The 19379-nt window shown below is 63.3% G+C and carries 16 protein-coding genes and 1 tRNA gene; 10 read left to right on the top strand and 7 right to left on the bottom strand.

Annotated features, from left to right (window positions below; genetic code table 11):
* The first annotated feature begins 102 nt into the window (after window positions 1-102).
* The 3 genes from CO731_RS20030 (at window position 103) to CO731_RS20020 (ending at window position 3552) form a co-directional block, all read left to right on the top strand.
* Complete coding sequence (locus CO731_RS20030) at window positions 103-891, top strand: citryl-CoA lyase (RefSeq protein WP_108608518.1); 789 nt, start codon at window positions 103-105, stop codon at window positions 889-891.
* A 3-nt stretch (window positions 892-894) separates the two neighbouring features.
* Entirely contained in the window at window positions 895-2196 is a 1302-nt protein-coding gene (locus tag CO731_RS20025) for an AMP-binding protein (RefSeq protein ID WP_108608517.1), read from the top strand.
* A 72-nt stretch (window positions 2197-2268) separates the two neighbouring features.
* A complete protein-coding gene (locus CO731_RS20020; protein ID WP_108608516.1) occupies window positions 2269-3552 on the top strand; it encodes a cystathionine gamma-synthase family protein in 1284 nt (427 codons plus the stop codon).
* A gap of 571 nt (window positions 3553-4123) precedes the next feature.
* On the opposite strand, the gene CO731_RS20010 is transcribed toward CO731_RS20020, so the two are convergent.
* A tRNA-Gln gene (locus tag CO731_RS20010) sits at window positions 4124-4197 on the bottom strand.
* Window positions 4198-4312: 115 nt separating this feature from the next.
* The gene (locus CO731_RS20005; RefSeq protein WP_108608515.1) at window positions 4313-5257 is read right to left on the bottom strand and encodes a YbhN family protein; all 945 of its coding nucleotides are present in this window, start codon (window positions 5255-5257) and stop codon (window positions 4313-4315) included.
* 290 nt (window positions 5258-5547) lie between these two features.
* Between CO731_RS20005 and CO731_RS20000 the strand changes: the two genes are divergently transcribed.
* The gene (locus tag CO731_RS20000; protein WP_108608514.1) at window positions 5548-6900 is read left to right on the top strand and encodes a Ppx/GppA phosphatase family protein; all 1353 of its coding nucleotides are present in this window, start codon (window positions 5548-5550) and stop codon (window positions 6898-6900) included.
* The gene (locus CO731_RS19995) at window positions 6897-7616 is read left to right on the top strand and encodes an RlmE family RNA methyltransferase (protein WP_108608513.1); all 720 of its coding nucleotides are present in this window, start codon (window positions 6897-6899) and stop codon (window positions 7614-7616) included. The genes CO731_RS20000 and CO731_RS19995 overlap by 4 nt, the downstream gene beginning before the upstream one ends.
* On the opposite strand, the gene CO731_RS19990 is transcribed toward CO731_RS19995, so the two are convergent.
* Window positions 7611-9020 carry an MFS transporter gene (locus CO731_RS19990; RefSeq protein WP_108608512.1) on the bottom strand — a complete coding sequence of 470 codons (1410 nt, stop codon included), beginning with the start codon at window positions 9018-9020 and terminating at the stop codon, window positions 7611-7613. The genes CO731_RS19995 and CO731_RS19990 overlap by 6 nt on opposite strands.
* A 278-nt stretch (window positions 9021-9298) precedes the next feature.
* Between CO731_RS19990 and guaB the strand changes: the two genes are divergently transcribed.
* Both guaB and CO731_RS19980 read left to right on the top strand, forming a co-directional pair.
* Window positions 9299-10801, top strand: a complete 1503-nt coding sequence (gene guaB, locus CO731_RS19985; RefSeq protein ID WP_108608511.1) for an IMP dehydrogenase — start codon at window positions 9299-9301, stop codon at window positions 10799-10801.
* Window positions 10802-10806: 5 nt separating this feature from the next.
* Entirely contained in the window at window positions 10807-11382 is a 576-nt protein-coding gene (locus CO731_RS19980; protein ID WP_108608510.1) for a hypothetical protein, read from the top strand.
* A 4-nt stretch (window positions 11383-11386) separates the two neighbouring features.
* On the opposite strand, the gene CO731_RS19975 is transcribed toward CO731_RS19980, so the two are convergent.
* A complete protein-coding gene (locus tag CO731_RS19975; RefSeq protein WP_108608509.1) occupies window positions 11387-12502 on the bottom strand; it encodes a hypothetical protein in 1116 nt (371 codons plus the stop codon).
* 112 nt (window positions 12503-12614) lie between these two features.
* On the opposite strand from CO731_RS19975, the gene CO731_RS19970 reads away from it, so the two are divergent.
* Window positions 12615-13034: an MAPEG family protein gene (locus CO731_RS19970; protein ID WP_108609947.1), complete on the top strand. Its 420-nt coding sequence runs from the start codon at window positions 12615-12617 to the stop codon at window positions 13032-13034.
* Between the two features lie 19 nt (window positions 13035-13053).
* Here the strand turns inward: CO731_RS19970 and rnd are convergent, their stop codons facing one another.
* The gene (gene rnd / locus CO731_RS19965; RefSeq protein WP_108608508.1) at window positions 13054-14211 is read right to left on the bottom strand and encodes a ribonuclease D; all 1158 of its coding nucleotides are present in this window, start codon (window positions 14209-14211) and stop codon (window positions 13054-13056) included.
* 85 nt (window positions 14212-14296) lie between these two features.
* Window positions 14297-15541, bottom strand: coding sequence for an MFS transporter (locus CO731_RS19960; RefSeq protein WP_108608507.1), 1245 nt, complete (start codon window positions 15539-15541; stop codon window positions 14297-14299).
* A 95-nt stretch (window positions 15542-15636) separates the two neighbouring features.
* Here CO731_RS19960 and CO731_RS19955 point away from each other — a divergent pair, with 95 nt between their 5' ends.
* Together CO731_RS19955 and aspS are read left to right on the top strand one after the other, a co-directional pair.
* A complete protein-coding gene (locus CO731_RS19955) occupies window positions 15637-16122 on the top strand; it encodes a GNAT family N-acetyltransferase (protein ID WP_245439424.1) in 486 nt (161 codons plus the stop codon).
* Between the two features lie 149 nt (window positions 16123-16271).
* Window positions 16272-18062, top strand: coding sequence for an aspartate--tRNA ligase (gene aspS, locus CO731_RS19950; protein WP_108608506.1), 1791 nt, complete (start codon window positions 16272-16274; stop codon window positions 18060-18062).
* 86 nt (window positions 18063-18148) lie between these two features.
* Here the strand turns inward: aspS and CO731_RS19945 are convergent, their stop codons facing one another.
* Window positions 18149-19342, bottom strand: a complete 1194-nt coding sequence (locus CO731_RS19945) for a hypothetical protein (RefSeq protein ID WP_199914493.1) — start codon at window positions 19340-19342, stop codon at window positions 18149-18151.
* Between the last annotated feature and the right edge of the window lie 37 nt (window positions 19343-19379).

Here is a 19379-nt window from a genome sequence, read left to right as displayed (position 1 = left end):
GCCGTCACTGCCTGTGCGCAGGTCCGCTGTTGTGTGATCTCCATCGTCAGTCTAGCATCCGAGTGCTACAGATACTGAACCGTTCCGACGGAAACGCAGCCCATGCCGATCGGTAAAGCGCGCACAGCCACCACTGAAATCTGTATCGCGGCAGCAAACGCAGTCGAAGTGCGAGGCAGGGATCTCTGCAGCGATCTCATGGGTCGGCTGAGCTTCACTGCGTATTTCTATCTGCTCTTGACCGGGCGCGAGCCGACTGAAGATCAGCGCTACTTCCTGGACCTCTTGCTCGTTGCGATCGCCGAACACGGGATGATGCCCACTGTCCAGGCGGCGCGGATGACTCTCGCCTCCGATCCCAATGCACTACAGGGCGCGTTGGCCGCGGGTGTTCTCGGCTGCGGCCCCGTAATCCTTGGTACCTCCGAACTCTGCGGCGCGCTTCTCCTAAAGGCGCGTGCCCGGGTGACCGAGGGCGGGGATGCCGACGAGGTCGTCCTGGAGTTGGCTCGTGAAATCCGTGAAGCGGGCGGAAAGGCGCCGGGTTTCGGGCATCCTGTGCACCGGCCGCTCGACCCGCGCGCCGAGCGCATCCTGGAACTTGCCGACCAGCGCGGCGTCAGCGGCCCGCATGTCGATCTGGCGCGGCGCATGCGCGAGGCGGTGGCGCAGGTATGGGGGAAGACGCTCGTCTTGAACGTCTCGATGCCGATTGCCGCAGTCCTGCTCGATCTCGACTTCCCTCCCGCATTTCTCAAGGCGATCCCGCTGCTTGCCCGCACCGGCGGCCTCCTTGCTCATCTTGCGGAAGAACAGCAAAACCCCATCGGCTTTGTCCTCGCCGGCCATGCGGAAGCGGCCGTTTCCTACGGTGCCAATAGCAGGACCTGAGCCATGTTCGATCCGGAGGTGGAAACCAACCCCTGGCGCGATCAGGTCAGGCAGGACGACGCTCAGTACCGCCGGCAGGTCGGATACCTCCTCGCCCACTCGGCCTTCTACCACAGCAAGCTGAAGCAGGCCGGCTTTGCCACCGCGGAAGAGATCGGCGGTCTGGATTCGATCGAGAAGCTGCCGTTCACCGAGAAGGACGAGATCAGGGCGTCATGCAGCGAGAATCATCCGATCGGCACGCATCTGGCGGTCCGCAGGGAAGAGATCGTGCGCATCTTCTCTACAAGCGGCACAACCGGTACTCCCAGTTACATTCCTCTCACGGCGCAGGATCTCGAAAACTGGGTCGTGACCTCAGCCCGGAGCTATTCGGCTTCGGGCATCAGCCCGGGCGAAGCGATCGTCTCGACCTACAATGCCGGACCTTTCGTGGCGGGCGCGGCGCTCGGCGCCTTCGACCGGCTCGGCATGACCCACGTTCCCGTCGGTACGGGCAATACCGAGCGCCTGATAACCGCCATCCGCCTCCTGAAGCCGGCGGCGGTGGTGATGACGCCCTCCTACGCGGCCTACCTCGCAGAATGGGCGGAAGAGAGGCGCTTCGACCTCAAGGGCTCCAGCGTGAAGCGCGTTCTGGTCGCTGGCGAGCCCGGCGGCGGCGAACCGGCCCTGCGCGCGCGCCTCGAAGAGGCATGGCGCGCCAAGGTGACGGAGGCCATGGGGATCGGCGACATCGGGGTTTCGCTGTGGGGCGAATGCGAAGAGCAATGCGGCATGCATCTCGGCGGCCGCGGCTTCGTCCATCCCGAGCTGGTCGATCCGGAAAGCGGCGCACCGATTGCAATGGAGGACGGTGCGCGCGGCGAACTTGTATTGACCCATCTGCGCCATCAGGCTGCACCGCTGCTGCGGTTCCGGACGCGCGATCATGTCCAGGTCTGGAGTTCGCCCTGCCGGTGCGGCCGCACCGCGCCTCGGGTCCGCTGCATCGGCCGCACTGACGACATGCTTCTCGTGCGCGGCGTCAATGTTTTCCCATCGGCCATTCGCGAGGTGGTCAATCAGTTCATGCCGGAGGTGAGTGGCATGATCCTGGTCAAGCCGCAGGACCCAGGCGTACGGCAAGAACCACCTGTGCCGGTGGTGGTCGAACTGGCGAAGGATTCCGCTGCCGATCCGGAACTTGCAGCGAGAATTCAGAAGCGGTTCCGCGATATGCTCGTCTTCACCGCGCAGGTCGATCTGGTGCCGTGGGGCACGCTCCAGCGCAGCGAATACAAGTCAAAGCTAGTTCAGCGCTAGACTCAACTGCGGAAGAGAATCGACGCGAAGGATACGGCAAACCCACATTGCCTCTCAAACCGGGGGATCATCATGACTGCGCCCAGACCGTCCAAGACACACATCGGAAACCATCGGCTGCATCCGGAAACGTTAATGCTGAGCTACGGCTTTGATCCGCAACTGTCGGAAGGAGCGGTGAAGCCGCCGGTGTTTCTCACCTCGACCTTCGTGTTCAAATCAGCCGAAGAGGGGCGCGATTTCTTCGATTTCGTCTCCGGCCGCAAGGAGCCGCCAAGCGGAACCGGAGCCGGACTCGTCTACTCGCGCTTCAATCATCCCAACAGCGAAATCGTCGAGGATCGCCTGGCAATCTATGAAGGTGCGGAGGCCTGTATCCTGTTCTCGTCCGGCATGTCGGCTATCGCGACCACTTTGCTTGCCTTCGCGCGCCCGGGTGATGCCGTCGTGCATTCACAGCCGCTTTATGGCGGCACCGAAACGTTGTTTGCCAAGACGCTGGCCAATTTCGGCATTGGCTCTGTGGGTTTCTCCGACGGTGTTGATGAAACCGCCATTCGCGCTGCTGCCGATGAAGGCTGCGAGCGAGGCCGCGTCTCAGTGATCTTTATCGAAACGCCCTCGAATCCGACCAACACGTTGGTCGATTTCCTGGCTGTCGGCCGCATTGCCGATGAGATCGCCGCCAAACAGGGCCATCGCCCGGTCATCGTGTGCGACAACACGTTGCTCGGACCGGTGTTCCAGCGTCCACTCGACCACGGTGTCGACATTTCGGTCTATTCCCTGACCAAATATGTCGGCGGCCATTCCGATCTGATCGCCGGCGCGGCCCTCGGCAGCAAGGCCATCACCAAACCGATCAAGGCACTCAGAGGAGCGATTGGCACACAACTTGATCCCCATTCTTGCTGGATGCTCGGCCGCTCGCTGGAAACTCTGAGCATTCGCATGGAGAAGGCCAACGCCAACGCCCGCATCGCCGCCGAATTCCTGGCCGAGCATCCCAAGGTCTCAAGGGTGGCCTATCTGCCGTTCCTCGGCGAAGACACCCCGGCTGCACATGCCTTCAGAACGCAATGCACAGGCGCCGGGTCGACGTTCTCGTTCGACATTGTCGGTGGTCAGGCCGCAGCATTCGCCTTTCTCAACGCCTTGCAGATTTTCAAGCTTGCGGTCAGCCTCGGCGGCACAGAATCGCTGGCGAGCCACCCAGCCGCTATGACCCATTCCGGTGTGCCCAGAGACGTCCGGGAACGGATAGGCGTTCTTGACTCGACAATAAGGCTGTCGATCGGCGTCGAGCATCCCGACGACCTTGTCGCCGACCTCGCGCAGGCGTTAGCTGACGCCTGACGTGTTGCCAAAGCGCGGCATCGACGCGCTGGACAAGCAAGCCGCCAATCTCTGCGCCAGCGCGTAGCAGCAGCACTTGCTCGACGCTTATTCCCCCGGTCGGCTTCCCGATGCACTGGATCGCGGAGAGTGCCCCTGCGTTTGGCAAAGCGGTCGAGTGTCTCGATCTCGTCACGCACCGCATCGATCTCGAGCGCAAAGATCTTGGTCAGCTGTTCTTTCGTCGCCATTCTCGCAATCGGCATCAGTTCGAGCTGCAACAGCAGGGCATTGAGCCGCCGCGCCACCACGGACGCCTTCTTACGGTCCAAGAGCCTAAGGCTCACTGAAAGCCTGCCGTTGCCTGTCGCCGACGCGAATCCGACGGGAATGCGGGCCCGCCAATAGAAGACGGGACCCTGAGAACGAGGTTTTCGACCTGATGCCTGCGCAGTCCCCATCCACCCGTGCTCCGCTCGTCCAGGCCGGATGGACACCATCTCTGGACAACAGTTGTGGAAGGCCGATTCGAGGTGAAACGATGACGAACGGCCATGGATTCCGCGGATTTCAAAGCTTCTGGAAGGCGAGTTGGCTGGGGAACCTGGATTCGAACCAGGACTAACGGAGTCAGAGTCCGTGGGTCTACCGTTAACCTATTCCCCAGCATGGCCGAAACTTGTCCGGCGCTGGCGGGTCGCGTTTGACGCGGCCACCTGTGCGCGCCTTGTAGCCGCCGCCGGGAAATAGTCAACCCCATCAGTTGCGGCAATTTCGGTTTTCAGGCCTCGTCCTTGTTGGCGCTCCGGCCGAACTGCGAGTGCTCGAAAGCAAGCACCGCTATGACCCCCAGGATGAGCGGGATGATGAGGTAGAACAGCCTGAAGACCAGAAGTGCTGCCAGCACCGCCGCCGGGTCCATTTCCGACAGGCCGGTGAGAAACACCACTTCGAGCACGCCCAGTCCGCCCGGCGCGTGCGACGCCTGCGCCACCGCGAAGGAGAACAGGAAGATGCCCAGCACGATCAGGTAGCCCGGATTGTGCTCGGCGGGCAGGACGAAATAGATGATCGCCGCAGCCGCCAGTATTTCCAGCGGGCCGATGATCAGCTGGCGTGCCACGATCGGCAGTGCCGGATAGTGCAGGCGGAAGCTGCGGATGGCGAGCGGCTTGAGATGCAGCCAGCTGCCGAAGACATAGGCGCCGACCGAAAGCAGCATGGCAACGCCCAGCGCGATCCACCATGCTTCGTGGCTGCCCTCGGTGTAGCGGTCGAGCAGGCTCGGCTCGAGCAGAATCACCACGCCGCCGACGAACACGCTCGAAAGCACGAAGGTGAACCAGCAGATGCCGACGAGCACGCCGACCTCCTGGCCGGTCAACCCCTTGGTGGCATAGGCGCGATAGCGGATCACCGCGCCCGAGAATACCGAGCCGCCGATATTGTGCGAAAGGGCATAGGTGGTGAAGGAGCAGACGGTGACGAAGAACCACGACACGCGCTTGCCGATATGCAGCAGCGCTATGTGGTCATAGCCGGCCAGCGCGCCATAGGCGACGATGGAGCTGATCGCGGCGAGTATCCAGCCGTGGAAGGGGATGGCGGTCAGGCCGCTCCACACATCGTCGAGGGAGATTTCGCGCCATTCGTGATAGAGCAGCCAGGCAGAAACGGCGACGGCGCCGAGCCCGATGACGGGCCAGATGAAGTCTTTGATTCTCATGCAGGAGCGCTTGCCCGTTCCTTTCGGTCTGGCGTTTCAGTTCCTCGTTGTGGCAATGCGTCCGCTCGCATGACCGGCTCGTCCTTCAGCTTTGCCTCATCGAAGCCGGCTATTCAACCCGACCCGTGATTTTCGACGGCGATGCAGCTGGCTGCGGGACGCGCCGGCCAAATTTCAACGCCGGCGGGCCTTGGTGATCGGGTCCCGCACTGATAGTCTGGCGCCAACACAAGATGATATGCGCGTGCAGCGTCCGAAGGGTTCGCGCGGCGCCAGAAGGAAATTGCAGGGTGAAGGACCGCGAAGCCGACGTCAGCGCGTCGGATGCGGGTGTCTCCGGGGATGGTCCGTCGCGTCATGGCGGGGAAGCTCCCCGACCGGGCCGTCAGGCCGCCGTGCGACCGGTCAACGGTCACGGCAATGGGGACGCCGCGCAACCAAAAGGCAAGACCAGGAAAAGGCGTAAGCGCCGCCGCGGCCGCAAGGTTTTTGCGCGCGACGGCGTTCAGCTTGCGGCCGGCGGCAAGCCGGCGGAGGCCGCAGTACCCGTGGCCGGGCCAGCCGTTTCTCTGAAGCCAAGCAACCCGGTCGCAAGGCCGGACGTGGCCGAACAGCCGCGCCGCATGCCGGTGTCGGACCTGCCGGTCTTTGCGGCGCTCGACCTTGGCACCAACAATTGCCGGCTGCTGGTGGCTGTGCCGGGAAGGCCGGGCCAGTTTCGCGTCATCGACGCCTTCTCGCGCATCGTGCGGCTGGGCGAGGGCCTCTCGGCGTCCGGTCGGCTCGGCCAGGCGGCCATGGACAGGGCGGTCGAGGCGCTCAAGGTCTGCAGCGACAAGCTGCGCAACCGCAAGATCAAGAAAGCGCGCCTGATCGCCACCGAGGCCTGCCGTTCGGCCGCGAATGGTGCGGAGTTCATCGATCGCGTCGAGCGTGAGGCAGGCCTCAAGCTCGAGATCATCGACCGCCAGACGGAAGCGCGGCTGGCTGTTTCGGGATGCGGCTCGCTGGTCGAGCGCGACACCGACGGGGTCGTGTTGTTCGACATTGGCGGTGGTTCCTCCGAGATCGCCCTGATCGACGTTTCGCGCCACCGCTCGCCGCGGCTGGCGAATCACATCGTCTCGTGGACGTCGCTGCCGGTCGGGGTGGTTTCGCTCGCCGAGCGCTTCGGCGGCCGCACGGTGACGCGCGAGATCTTTGCCGCGATGGTCGAGGATGTTGCCACCCGCCTGCGTTCGTTCGACGGTCGCGACCGCCTGGCCCATGTCGTGTCGAGCCCGAAATTCCACCTGTTGGGTACCTCGGGCACGGTCACCACGCTCGCCGGCGTGCATCTCGAACTCGACCGCTACGACCGCCGCCGCGTCGACGGGCTTTGGATGGATGGAACCAGCGTCGACCGCATGGTCGAAAAAGTGCTCGGCTGGGATTTCCAGCAGCGCGTAGCCAATCCCTGCATCGGCGCCGACCGGGCCGACCTGGTCCTGGCGGGCTGCGCCATCCTGGAAGCCATTCGGGCGGTCTGGCCATCGGAACGGCTGCGTGTCGCCGATCGCGGCTTGCGCGAGGGCATTTTGAGCGAATTGATGGCCGATGACGGCGTGTGGCGCCGCAACTGGCGGAACGGACAGCGTACATGACCAAGAAACCAAAACCAGCGGTAGGAGCGGGCGCGACGCGCGTGCTGCGCACCAAGATCAAGAAGAAGCACGGCCTCAAGGAATCGTCGCGCCGCTGGCTCGAACGCCACATGAACGACCCCTACGTTCAGCGCTCGAAGGCCGACGGCTACCGCTCGCGCGCGGCCTACAAGCTGATCGAGATCGACGACAAGCATCATCTGTTGAAGACGGGCATGAAGGTCATCGACCTTGGTGCCGCACCCGGTGGCTGGTGCCAGGTGGCGGCCGCCCGCACCAATTCGACGGCGGAAAAGCCGCATGTCGTCGGCATCGACTATCTCGAAATGGATGCGGTGCCCGGAGCGCCCGTGCTGCTGATGGATTTCCTCGACGATGCCGCCCCGGCGCGCCTGTCCGAGGCGCTCGGCGGCGCGCCCGACCTGGTGTTGTCCGACATGGCGGCGCCGACGACGGGGCACCGGCGCACCGATCACATCCGCACCATGCATCTGTGCGAGGTTGCCGCCGATTTCGCCATTTCGGTGCTGAAGCCCGGTGGCCATTTCCTGGCCAAAACCTTCCAAGGTGGCACCGAGGCCGAACTGTTGACCCTGCTCAAGCAGAATTTCCGCACCGTCCACCACGTCAAGCCGCCGGCCTCGCGCGATGAATCGGCTGAGCTCTATTTGCTTGCCAAGGATTTCAAGGGCAGGTCCGAGCCTGACGCCTCATAGCTGCTGCGGCTCGTTGGCCTCGCGCTGACGCAGGCGGTGGCCGGAAACCGAGCCGCCGGCATCGGGCGCCATGCGTGCGTACATGAAAGCCGGCAGTCCCGAAATCAGTGCGACCGTCAGGAACGCGAAGGTGAAGCCGGCCCCGCCGATCGCCTGGCCGGTGGCCAGCGACCATATTTCGAGCGCGCCGCCGCCGACTGCCACGCCGAGCGCCACCGAGGTTTGCTGGGCGACGGCCGAGATGGCGGTTGCCTGGCCGCTCTGGGCGGTCTCGATGTCGGCAAAGACCAGCGCGTTCGACGAGGTGAAGAACAAGGACCGCAGGAAACCTGACAGGAACAGCACCAGAAGGATCACGAGATAGGGCGTCTGGGATGTGAACAGCGCATTGGCCGCCATCAGCCCGGCTGAAACCACCGAAGCGACTGTCAGCACCGTGCGGAACCCCATGCTCTTCAGGATTTTCGGCGCGACGAACTTCATCGACAGCGCTCCCGCTGCGGTGGCGAAGGTGATCATGCCCGACTGGAATGGCGACAGCCCGAAGCCGAGCTGGAACAGCAGCGGCAAGAGGAACGGCGCCGCACCGACACCGACGCGGAACAGCGAGCCGCCGACAATCGCCGTACGGAAGACCGGATTGGCGAAGAGCTTGAGTTCAAGCAGCGGGTAGGGCGTCCGGCGTGCGTGGCGGATGTAGAGCAGCGCTGCGGTAAGGCCGACGGCAATGGTGACGACGCCGACGACAGGCGGCAGCGCCGGCAAGCTGACCACCGACAGGCCGAAGACCACGCCTGAGGCGGCGATGGCCGACAGGAAGAAGCCGGGCACGTCGATCGGTCGCGTTGCCTCCGGCGCAATCTCGGGCAGGAAGCGCCCCGACAGCCAGATGCCCAGCGCGCCGATAGGAATGTTGATCAGGAAAATCCAGTGCCAGGCGAAGAAGGTGGTGATGAAGCCGCCGACCGGCGGGCCGATGAGCGGACCGACGAGTGCTGGGATGGTTAGCGTTGCCATTGCCGCCACCAGGCCACTCTTTTCGGTGGTGCGGACCAGAACCAGCCGCGCTACCGGCGTCATCATCGAACCGCCCATGCCTTGCAGGAAGCGCGCGAGCACGAATTCGCCGAGCGACCCCGAGATGGCGCAGGCGACCGAACCCAGCATGAAAACGCCGATGGCGACGCGGAAGACCAGCTTGGCGCCGAAACGGTCGGCCATCCAGGCGCTGATCGGGATGAATATGGCGAGCGAAACGAGATAGGCCGTCAGCGCCAGCTTGAGCGCGATCGGGCTCGTGCCGATGTCGGTCGCGATCGCCGGCAGCGAGGTGGCGATGACGGTCGAGTCCATGTTCTCCATGAACAGGGCGACGGCAAGGATGAGCGGGGTGGTTCTGTTCACGGACTTTTCCGCAGTGGCGTCTGCATCTGCCGGCAGCCAGGCCGCCGTCCGATCCGACCGTTAACATGGATGCGGCAGCCTGTCCGCAGCCAACACATGCGGCCCGTGCGGTCCAGTCGGCACGATGAATTCGCCTCCGTGTCGATTGCGCCTCAAGCTGCGCTTTTCATCGGCTCGAAGACGTGGTACCAGCCACCGCCAATCCTGAAAGGGAAAAGACGAGTCGGCGCTGCATACCAACTGGTTCCAGCGTCCTTTTACGTATTCCGAGGTTGGCCATGGCAAAAATCATTGAATCCTCCACCGGCGCTCTGGCGCTGACCTTCGACGACGTGCTGCTGCAGCCCGGCCATTCCGAGGTGATGCCCGGCGAAACCGACATCAGCACCCGCATTGCCGGCGATATCGATCTCAACGTGCCAATCATTTCGGCGGCCATGGACACGGTGACGGAAGCCCGCCTGGCGATTGCCATGGCGCAAGCCGGTGGCATCGGTGTGATCCACCGCAACTTTACCCCGGCCGAACAGGCCGAGCAGGTCCGCCAGGTCAAGAAGTTCGAATCGGGGATGGTGGTCAATCCGGTCACCATCGGCCCAGACGCCACGCTGGCCGACGCACTGACCTTGATGCGGACACACGGCATTTCGGGCATCCCGGTCGTCGAAAATGGCGGCGCCGGCGGCCAGAAGACCGGCCGCCTGGTCGGCATCCTGACCAACCGCGACGTGCGCTTCGCTTCCGACCCGGCGCAGAAGGTCTATGAGCTGATGACGCGCGAGAACCTGATCACCGTCAAGGAGACGGTCGAACAGGACGAAGCCAAGCGGCTGCTGCACCAGCACCGCATCGAAAAGCTGCTCGTCGTCGACAAGCACGGCAATTGCGTCGGCCTCATCACCGTCAAGGACATGGAGAAGTCGCAGCTCAACCCGAACGCGTCCAAGGATGCGCAGGGACGCCTGCGCGCCGCGGCTGCCACCAGCGTCGGCGATGACGGCTTCGAGCGTGCCGAGCGCCTGATCGCCGCCGGCGTTGACCTGCTCGTCATCGACACCGCCCATGGCCATTCCCAGCGCGTCCTCGATGCGGTGGCGCGGGCCAAGAAGATTTCCAACTCCATCCGCATCATGGCGGGCAACATCGCCACCGCCGACGGCGCCCAGGCGCTGATCGACGCGGGCGCCGACGCCGTCAAGGTCGGCATCGGGCCGGGCTCGATCTGCACCACGCGTATCGTCGCCGGTGTCGGCGTGCCGCAGTTGTCGGCCATTATGTCGGCTGTCGAGGTGGCACAGAAGGCCGGCGTGACCGTCATCGCTGACGGCGGCATCAAGTATTCGGGCGATCTCGCCAAGGCTCTGGCCGCTGGCGCCGGTGCGGCCATGATCGGCTCGCTTCTCGCCGGTACCGAAGAGAGCCCGGGCGAGGTCTACCTGCATCAGGGCCGCTCGTTCAAGGCATATCGCGGCATGGGTTCGGTGGGCGCCATGGCGCGCGGCTCGGCCGACCGCTACTTCCAGGCCGAGGTTCGCGACACGCTCAAGCTGGTTCCCGAAGGCATTGAGGGCCAGGTGCCTTACAAGGGCCCTGTCGGCGGCGTCCTGCACCAGCTCGCCGGCGGCCTCAAGGCTGCGATGGGCTATGTCGGCGGGCGTAATCTTGCCGACTTCCGCGAGCGCGCCACTTTCGTGCGCATCTCCAATGCCGGCCTGCGCGAGAGCCACGCCCACGACGTGACCATCACGCGCGAAAGCCCGAACTACCCCGGCGGCATGTAAGCCCAATGATCGTGCGGCTGCGGCGTCACGCGGCTGCGCTAAGCGTCGTCACTGCGGCAGTATTCGCCGCAATGACGCTGCTGGAGTTCTTCTATTTCCGCAGCTTGAGCGGCGGCCTGCCGTCGCTCGATCTGCGTTTCTGGGGGTTCTCCGAGAGCGAAGGCTTTGCCTGGATCGCGGCTCTCGGCCGGCCGGGCGCCGAGATCATTCTCGTCTGGCATTACCTGACGTTCGACCTGGTCTTCCCAGCGCTGCTTTCGGCGACGCTGGTCAGCCTGATCCTGAAGGCCGGCGACAGGCTGCCGCGTTTCGCTGGCCTTTCGGAGACGATGCGCTCGGTCGCAGCACTTGCGTTGGTGCTGCCCTATACGATTGCCGACTATGCCCAGAACATCGTCGTGGCGCGAATCCTCGCCGACCCGCCATCGGCGGGAACCAGGTCGATGGCGCTCGCCTCCGGCCTGATCGTCGCCAAGTTTGCGTTTCTGGCTGTATCGGTCGCGGTCGTCGCAACCTTTGTACTTGCGGGCTTGCGAAGCGTCAGGCGATCACCAGCCACCGGCGACCGCAAGGTACGCTGATCGGCTATAGCCGAATGTACAATTTCTGTTTCTTGTAGATGTCCGATGCGTCGATGAATTCGAGGTATTGCGCAAGCAGCCCACGCAGGGCTTCCCCCTTGGTGCCCTCGTCGTGGTCTTCCTTGGCAGCGTCCCTGGCGATGCCGGACAGGTCCAGTTCCATCTCGGGGGCATCCTGGCCAGTTGCCGGGGACGACACGGTTTCGCTCATCCCGCTTAGGGCCTGGACTATTGCCAAGGCCGCCTGCGAACTGTCCGGTCCGGACGTGTCCTTGCCGGCCTGAATTTCCTCGAGGGCGTCTCTGATCTTCTCGGGAATGGCTGCTGCTTCGTCGAGCTTTTCCTTCGCTTCGGCTGTCCGGACAGCCTTCAGGTCCTCGGCAATCGTTTCCTTGTCGACGACGTCGATTGAAGACCCTTTTTGGTCGGCGAGGGTCTCTTCGACCGACTTGGCCCCGGACGTTGCCGCTTCCAAGCGTTGCGAAACCTTGCTGCCGGCCTGGCCGGCAAGGCCTTCCAACACCGCGTCATACACCTTCCTCGCGGCGTCGCTTTCCGGATCTGCGAATGCCTTGAACAGATCGACTGCGTTCATCCCGTCCAGACGGAAGCCCGCCGCATCCTCCAGCACCTTTCTGAGATCGCCGTCGCCTGCCAGAAATTCGGTCTTGAATTTCTCCAGGACGAGTTTGGCCACAGCCCGGAAGGTAACGCCGTTCTCGCCTGGTTTCGGGATCCGGAAGTCGTCCCCCGAACCGACACCGACATTCTTGATCAGCGTTTCTTCACGCCATTTGTTGCCGGCTTCGACGGCTTTGGGGTCGCCGTCGCTGCCCACGCCCAGCTTGTCGTTGAGAAAGTCGACGGCCCTCTCGACCATGGAGAACATCACTTCCATCGGCGTCAGGCTGATGCCGAAGTAATACTCGTTGATGGCCTGCATGTCTTTCGGGCGGGCCGGTGCAGTCTGCGCCATATCGCCGAGCGGCTTCATGCCCCCCACAGCCTGCGCATCCTTGCGCATTACGCGTTCACGGGCATAGGTTCCGGCTTGGATGACTGCTAGAGCAGGTTGGTAGCGATTGGCGGTTGCAGGGAGCATCATGTTTCGGTCGACCATTGAACTGCTGCAGCACAGTTTCGATCATGATCCGTAAATTCTCCATTAAGCAGAAATGGAGTGCAGCAATTGATGGCCAGATTAGTCGATCATTTTTCTTGAGGTTATGCTTGTGAACCAGACCGCTATTTTCTGGCCGATACTCTCGCAGGTTCTTTTGGTCTACATCGTCTATGTCGTGCTGGGCCTGCGGCGCAGGCAGGCGGTACAGGCTGGCGAGGCGCGGGTGAACCAGTTCAAGACGCGCGCCGCCGAGCCGGAGTTGAGCGTCACCGCCGCCAACAACACCATCAACCAGTTCGAGCTGCCGGTGCTGTTCTACGCAGCGTGCCTGGCACTCTACGTGACCGACGGCGCGTCATTTGTCAGTGTCGGGCTGGCCTGGCTGTTCGTGGCGACACGTTATGCGCACGCGTGGGTTCACCTGACCGCCAACCGGGTCAGGTTTCGCAGCCTAGCCTTCATTCTGGGCTGGCTGGTGCTTGGGCTGCTGTGGATCTGGTTTACGCTGCATCTTGCCGGCGCGGTCTGAGCCGCGCCGATCAGGGCGTTCAGGCTTCAATCTCGAACACTGCGATCTTGCGCTTGTCGAAACGGATGGCGATTTCGCCTCGCACGAGTCTTAGTGCCGTTTCGCCGAACACCGAGCGGCGCCAGCCCTGGAGGGCAGGGACGTCGGCGGCTTCGCCTTCGGCGGCGATACGGTCGATGTCGTCGCCCGAAGCAAGCACCTTGGGCGCCACCCCTTCTTTTTCCGAGACCAGGCGCAGCAGCACCTTGAGCAGTTCGGCGGCCGCGCTCGAGCCCTCAGGTGGCTGGAAGGTCTTGGGCAGCTTGGGCATCTGGTCGCGCGGTATTTCGAGCGCCGCATTGACGACGCCGAGCAGGGCGGTTGCCGAAGAGGAGCGCTCCCAGCCCTTGGGCGTGGTCCGCAGCCGCGACAGCGCCGTGGTGTCGCGCGGCGCCTGCTGGGCGATCTCGTAGATCGCGTCGTCCTTGAGCACGCGCCCGCGCGGCACGTTGCGTTCGCGCGCCTCGCGCTCGCGCCAGGCGGCGACGGCCTGCACGATGGCCAGTTCCTGCGGCTTGCGCAGGCGCATCTTCAGCCGCTTCCAGGCGTCTTCCGGATGCGGATCGTAGGTTGCCCGCGAGGTCAGCACTTCCATCTCTTCGTTCAGCCAGTGCGCGCGGCCTTCGCGCTCGAGCTCGGTGACGAGATGCTGGTAGACATCGATCAGGTGGGTGACGTCGGCCAGCGCATATTCGAGCTGCTTTTCCGACAGCGGCCTGTGGCGCCAGTCGGTGAAGCGCGATGACTTGTCGATGCGGCCGCCGGTGATCTTCTGGACGATCTGCTCGTAGGAGACGCTGTCGCCGAAGCCGCAGACCATGGCCGCCACCTGCGTGTCGAAAACAGGATGAGGGATCAGCCCGCCAAGATGGAAGACGATTTCGATGTCCTGCCGCGCGGCATGGAAGACCTTGGTCACCGCTTCGTTGGCCATCAGGTCGAAGAACGGCTTGAGGTCGAGCCCGGGCGCCAGTGGATCGACCAGCGCCGAAACGCCAGGCGCCGCCATCTGGATCAGGCAGAGCTCGGGCCAGAAAGTGGTTTCGCGAATGAACTCGGTGTCGACCGTGACGAAGTTGGATTTTTCGAGAGCGGCAACGGCGGTATCGAGTTCGTCCTGGGTCGTTATTACATGCATAATATTGCTTTTATCAGAACGCGTTGTCTTTCCATTTCAGTCGAGCGGCCATTCGTCAAGCGATTGCCGCATCCGGAGAGGAAGTCTAGTCGGCGTCCGAACCATTCGTTGGGCCATTTCGCCCCGCCAGGCGGGCGAAAATCGGCGACGTCCGCAGCAAGGCGATGAAGCGGCCGCGCCGGCCGGCCGGCACCGGCGAGCGCGATCCCATGCGATAGACGATGACCGCCACGAACGCGACGTAGACTGCTGCGCTGAAACTGAAAAGCGCATGCGGTCCAAACTGCTCCATGACGATCGAGGCCACGAACGGACCCGCGATTGCGCCGACCGAGTAGAACAGCATCAGCGCGGCGTTGATCAGCACGAACTCGCCCTTTTCCGCCCGGTCGTTGGCGTGCGCCGCCGACAGCGAATAGAGCGGCATGGCGAACGAGCCGAAGATGAAGATCAGCACGAAGTTGGCCAGCGGCGAATTGCCGGCAAGGAAAACCAGCATCAGCGCCGAGGTCATCGCGCCGACGGTGGTGACCAGCAGCACCTTGCGGCGATCCCACAGGTCGGACATGTAACCGAGGGGATACTGGACCAACGCGCCGCCGATGATGCCAACGCTGACAAAGGTGACGACGTCGGTGACCGACAGCCCGATCTGTTCGGCATAGATCGGGCTCAGCGTCCGGAACGCGCTGTTGGTGACGCCGACGAAGATGCAGCCGATACTACCGAGCGGCGAGATGCGCCAGGCGCGCTTCAAGTCGAGCTTGACCTCCTCCGGCGGTGTCGGGTTGGAACGGTCGCCGAGCGACACTGGCACCAGCGACAGCGTGATCATGATCGACATGATGGCGAAGATGGTGAAGCCGCCGGCGCCGAACACCGGGATCATGAACTGAGCGCCGGTCACCGAAGCGATGTCGATGATGCGGTAGATGGCGAGCACCCGGGCCCGGTCATGGTTGGAGACGCCCGAGTTGAGCCAGCTCTCCATCACCGTGAACAGCCCGGCGAAGCAGAAGCCCGTGGCGAAACGGATGAGCGACCACATCATCGGGTCGATGACCAGCACCAGCATCAATGTCGCGGCGGCAGCGATGGCTGCCAGTGCCGCGAAGGCTCGGACATAGCCGACGGCCTTCATGATGCGGGTGATGAAGATGCAGCCGAGCAGGAACCCCATGAAGTAGAAGGTGCCCATCAGCCCGATGGTCGACGCCGAAAAGCCCTCCTGTGCCCCGCGCAACGCAATCAATGTGCTTTGCAGGCCGTTGCCGCCCAGCAGGATGCCGGCGGTGATCAGAAGCGGGATGAGGGGACGTATGGAGGACATTCGGCAACGCGAAAAAAGGTGAGTTGGCTATAGTTAGGCCATTCGGTCAATGCCAGTCGGCCACTGGTGCGACATATTCCGCCGGCTGCGCCAACGTGTCGAGCGTCGAGACGGTTAGCTTGCGCGCCTGTCGTCCCGACGGATGGCGAGAGCGGGAGCTGATGATGACGACACTGACGGTCAGCACGAGCATTGATCGGGAGACGGCACAGCTGATCGGCGATGGCCTGAACGCCTACAACTACGAGACGGCGGGGCCCCACAATGAGCAGGATCTGTGGATCGTCGCGCGCGACGAGGACGGTTCGCTCGCTGGCGGCTTGAAGGGCTCGTCCGAATATTCGTGGCTTTTCGTGGAATGGCTCTGGATCAGCTCGAAACATCGCAACCGCGGTCTCGGCGCGCAGTTGCTCGGCAAGGCCGAAGAAGTCGCCAGGCAAAGGGGCTGCGTCGGCGTTCATCTCGATTCGTATACCTTTCAGGCCCCGGAGTTTTACAAGCGGCTGGGCTACGAGGAGTTCGGCCGTATCGATGACTATCCGGCGGGCCATTCGCGCGTCTGGCTGAAGAAGCGCCTTTAACTGGGGCGTTCTGCGTAGCGGAACCGCCCGAACCGGTGGCTTTACCTTGACAAAACCGGGCACCCATGCGCTTTTCCCGCCAAATTTCGGCCCGGGCGCATCGGACGCCTCGACGCCGTATGACAACAGCCCGAACCGGAATATTTGCCATGCACCGTTACCGCAGCCACACCTGCGCTCAATTGAGGAAATCCGACGTCGGTTCCGCCGTCCGCCTGTCCGGCTGGGTGCATCGCGTGCGAGATCACGGCGGCCTGCTGTTCATCGACATGCGCGACCACTACGGCCTGACCCAGATCGTCGCCGATCCCGATTCGCCGGCCTTCAAGGTCGCCGAGACCGTCCGTGGCGAGTGGGTCATCCGCGTCGATGGCGAGGTCAAGGCGCGCATGGCCGAGGCCGTCAACGGCAACCTGCCAACCGGTGAGATCGAGGTTTTCGCCGGCGAGATCGAGGTCTTGTCGCAGTCCAAGGAATTGCCGCTGCCGGTGTTCGGCGAACCCGAATACCCCGAGGACATCCGTCTCAAGTATCGCTTCCTCGACCTGCGCCGCGAGACGCTGCACAAGAACATCGTGGCCCGCACCAAGATCATCGCCGAAATGCGCGCGCGCATGACCGATGAGGGTTTCACCGAGTATTCGACGCCGATCCTGACGGCATCGTCGCCTGAAGGTGCACGCGACTTCCTGGTGCCCTCGCGCATCCATCCGGGCAAGTTCTTCGCCCTGCCGCAGGCACCGCAGCAGTACAAGCAGCTTCTGATGGTCGCCGGCTTCGATCGCTATTTCCAGATCGCGCCTTGCTTCCGCGACGAAGACCCGCGCGCCGACCGCCTGCCGGGCGAATTCTACCAGCTCGACCTCGAAATGAGCTTCGTGACCCAGGAAGACGTCTGGAACACGATGGAGCCGGTGATGCGCGGCGTGTTCGAGAAGTTTGCCGACGGCAAGCCGGTGACGCAGCAGTTCCGCCGCATTCCCTATGACACCGCGCTGCGCACCTATGGCACCGACAAGCCCGATTTGCGCAACCCGATCGAGATCCAGCCAGTCACGGAGCATTTCGACGGTTCGGGCTTCAAGGTGTTCGCAGGCATGATCGCTGCCAACCCGAAGGTCGAGGTCTGGGCCATCCCGGCCAGGACCGGTGGTTCGCGCGCATTCTGCGACCGCATGAACTCTTGGGCCCAGGGCGAGGGCCAGCCGGGTCTCGGCTACATCTTCTGGCGCAAGGAAGGCGACAAGCTCGAAGGCGCTGGTCCCATCGCCAAGAATATCGGTGAAGAGCGCACCGAGGCGATCCGCCAGCAGCTTGGCCTGTCGGATGGCGACGCCGCTTTCTTCGTCGCCGGCGATCCCAAGAAGTTCGTCTCGTTTGCCGGTGCTGCCCGCACCCGCGCGGGCGAGGAGCTCAATCTCGTCGACCGCGAGCGTTTCGAGCTGTGCTGGATCATTGACTTCCCGTTCTACGAATGGCTCGAAGACGAAAAGAAGATCGATTTCGCCCACAACCCGTTCTCGATGCCGCAGGGCGGCCTGGATGCGTTGAACAACCAGGACCCGCTCACCATCAAGGCCTATCAGTACGACATGGTCTGCAACGGCTTCGAGATCGCATCCGGTTCGATCCGCAACCAGTTGCCCGAGCTGATGGTCAAGGCGTTTGAGCTGACCGGCAAGTCGCGTGAAGAGGTCGAGGAGCAGTTCGGTGGTCTCTACCGCGCCTTCCAGTACGGCGCCCCGCCACATGGCGGCATGGCTGCGGGCGTCGACCGCGTGATCATGCTTCTTGTCGGTGCGAAGAACCTGCGTGAAGTGACGCTGTTCCCCATGAACCAGCAGGCGCAGGACTTGCTGATGAATGCGCCTGCCGAAGCCTCGCCGCAGCAGCTGCGCGAGCTGTCGCTGCGCGTCGCCGTGGCCAAGAAGGAAGCTTAAGAGGCCCGCGCAAGCGACTCTTTCGATTCAACAAAAAAGCCTGGCATCGCTGCCGGGCTTTTTCCGTTTGGCCGTCTTGCCAAGGATCAATCCTGGTTGGCCGTAACCGTCAGGCCGAGCGTCTTGGGCAGTTCCTTGGGGTTGGACATGCCGCTGGCCGCCAGCAGGGCGAACGGAACCGGCGAGGCGGGCTTGGCTGCGATCTCGAGCGACTTGGGGTTGTCGAGATAGGCGGTCACGGCTGCCGTCACCTGCGCTGCCAGTTCCGGATTGTTGAGTTCCATCAGCATGAACGGCACGATTGCCTTGGCCTGGTTGGCGATGTCCTTGGCCGACATGCCCTGCTGCTTGCCGACATATTCGAGAACCTTGTTGGTCACCGAATCGTCGTCGAAGCGCACGGTCGCACCGTTGAAGGTGAGCTGCTGCATCAGGCCGAGCATGGCGAGGCCCTGAGCCGAGTTGTCGGTGCCTTCCGGCTGGTCGGCCATCTTCTTCTGCAGGTCCTGCACCGACTTGAGGAAATCGACGGTGTAGCCGCCGAGGTCGAAGGTCATGCCGAGTGTACCGGCGGCGTCGACGGTGATGTCGTAGTTCGACAGCGCCATGCGGCCGTCGGTCGGCTGCCAGGTGCCTGCCAGCTGAAAGTCGCCGCTGATGTTCTGGTAGCCGAGCGCGTCGATCGCAGCCTTCGACTGCGGGTCTTCGACGAGGCTGAGGTCGGCGGTGAATTTCTCTGCCGAACCGGTGAATTCCATGGCGTTGCCGTCGGCCGGAGGTGTTACCTCTGCCGCGAAGTTGGTCATCTGGAAGGCTTGCTTGTCGCCGATCTTGACGCTGACGTTGTCGAGATTGGCGGTCTCGTACATCAGGAACGATGCCAGCGGATCGGTCGAGCCTTCGGCCGGCAGCGACACATTGCCGATGGTCAGCGGGCTGACATCGACCTTGGTGGTACCTTCGGTGAGGCTGTAGGCCTCTGTGCTGAGGGTCTCGATCTTGTAGCCGCCATTCTCCTCGGTGATGCCGCCAAGCGTGACCTTGCCGACGGAAACCGGCTTGTCTTCCCCGGCCATCGCGATGCTTGTCCCTTCAAGCACGGTCTCGGAGGCGTCGCCCGACACGCTGGTCCAGCTGAGCGTCAGGTTCTGGGCTGCCAGGACGGCCTTGAGCCTTTCGGCTACCGCGGTCGCGTCCTGGGCCAGTGCTGCATTGAGCGGAAGCGTGAAGAGAAAGGTCGATAGAGCGAGCTTGCTGAATGCAGAGCGGTATTGCGTCATCATGGTTCCCTGAGACTTGTGAGGAATCGTTCACGCC

It is taken from the genome of Aminobacter sp. MSH1, assembly GCF_003071665.1.
Taxonomy (GTDB): domain Bacteria; phylum Pseudomonadota; class Alphaproteobacteria; order Rhizobiales; family Rhizobiaceae; genus Aminobacter; species Aminobacter niigataensis.
The sequence above is the reverse complement of the archived record's forward strand: the minus strand, read 5'-3'. Positions and strand labels throughout refer to the sequence as shown.

Excerpts from the sequence above, each read along its gene's own strand:
- CO731_RS20030 (WP_108608518.1), top strand. The coding sequence starts at position 103 with ATGCCGATCGGTAAAGCGCGCACAGCCACCACTGAAATCTGTATCGCG.
- CO731_RS20025 (WP_108608517.1), top strand. The coding sequence starts at position 895 with ATGTTCGATCCGGAGGTGGAAACCAACCCCTGGCGCGATCAGGTCAGG.
- CO731_RS20020 (WP_108608516.1), top strand. The coding sequence starts at position 2,269 with ATGACTGCGCCCAGACCGTCCAAGACACACATCGGAAACCATCGGCTG.
- CO731_RS20005 (WP_108608515.1), bottom strand. The coding sequence starts at position 5,257 with ATGAGAATCAAAGACTTCATCTGGCCCGTCATCGGGCTCGGCGCCGTC.
- CO731_RS19995 (WP_108608513.1), top strand. The coding sequence starts at position 6,897 with ATGACCAAGAAACCAAAACCAGCGGTAGGAGCGGGCGCGACGCGCGTG.
- guaB (WP_108608511.1), top strand. The coding sequence starts at position 9,299 with ATGGCAAAAATCATTGAATCCTCCACCGGCGCTCTGGCGCTGACCTTC.
- CO731_RS19980 (WP_108608510.1), top strand. The coding sequence starts at position 10,807 with ATGATCGTGCGGCTGCGGCGTCACGCGGCTGCGCTAAGCGTCGTCACT.
- CO731_RS19975 (WP_108608509.1), bottom strand. The coding sequence starts at position 12,502 with ATGGTCGACCGAAACATGATGCTCCCTGCAACCGCCAATCGCTACCAA.
- rnd (WP_108608508.1), bottom strand. The coding sequence starts at position 14,211 with ATGCATGTAATAACGACCCAGGACGAACTCGATACCGCCGTTGCCGCT.
- CO731_RS19960 (WP_108608507.1), bottom strand. The coding sequence starts at position 15,541 with ATGTCCTCCATACGTCCCCTCATCCCGCTTCTGATCACCGCCGGCATC.
- aspS (WP_108608506.1), top strand. The coding sequence starts at position 16,272 with ATGCACCGTTACCGCAGCCACACCTGCGCTCAATTGAGGAAATCCGAC.
- CO731_RS19945 (WP_199914493.1), bottom strand. The coding sequence starts at position 19,342 with ATGACGCAATACCGCTCTGCATTCAGCAAGCTCGCTCTATCGACCTTT.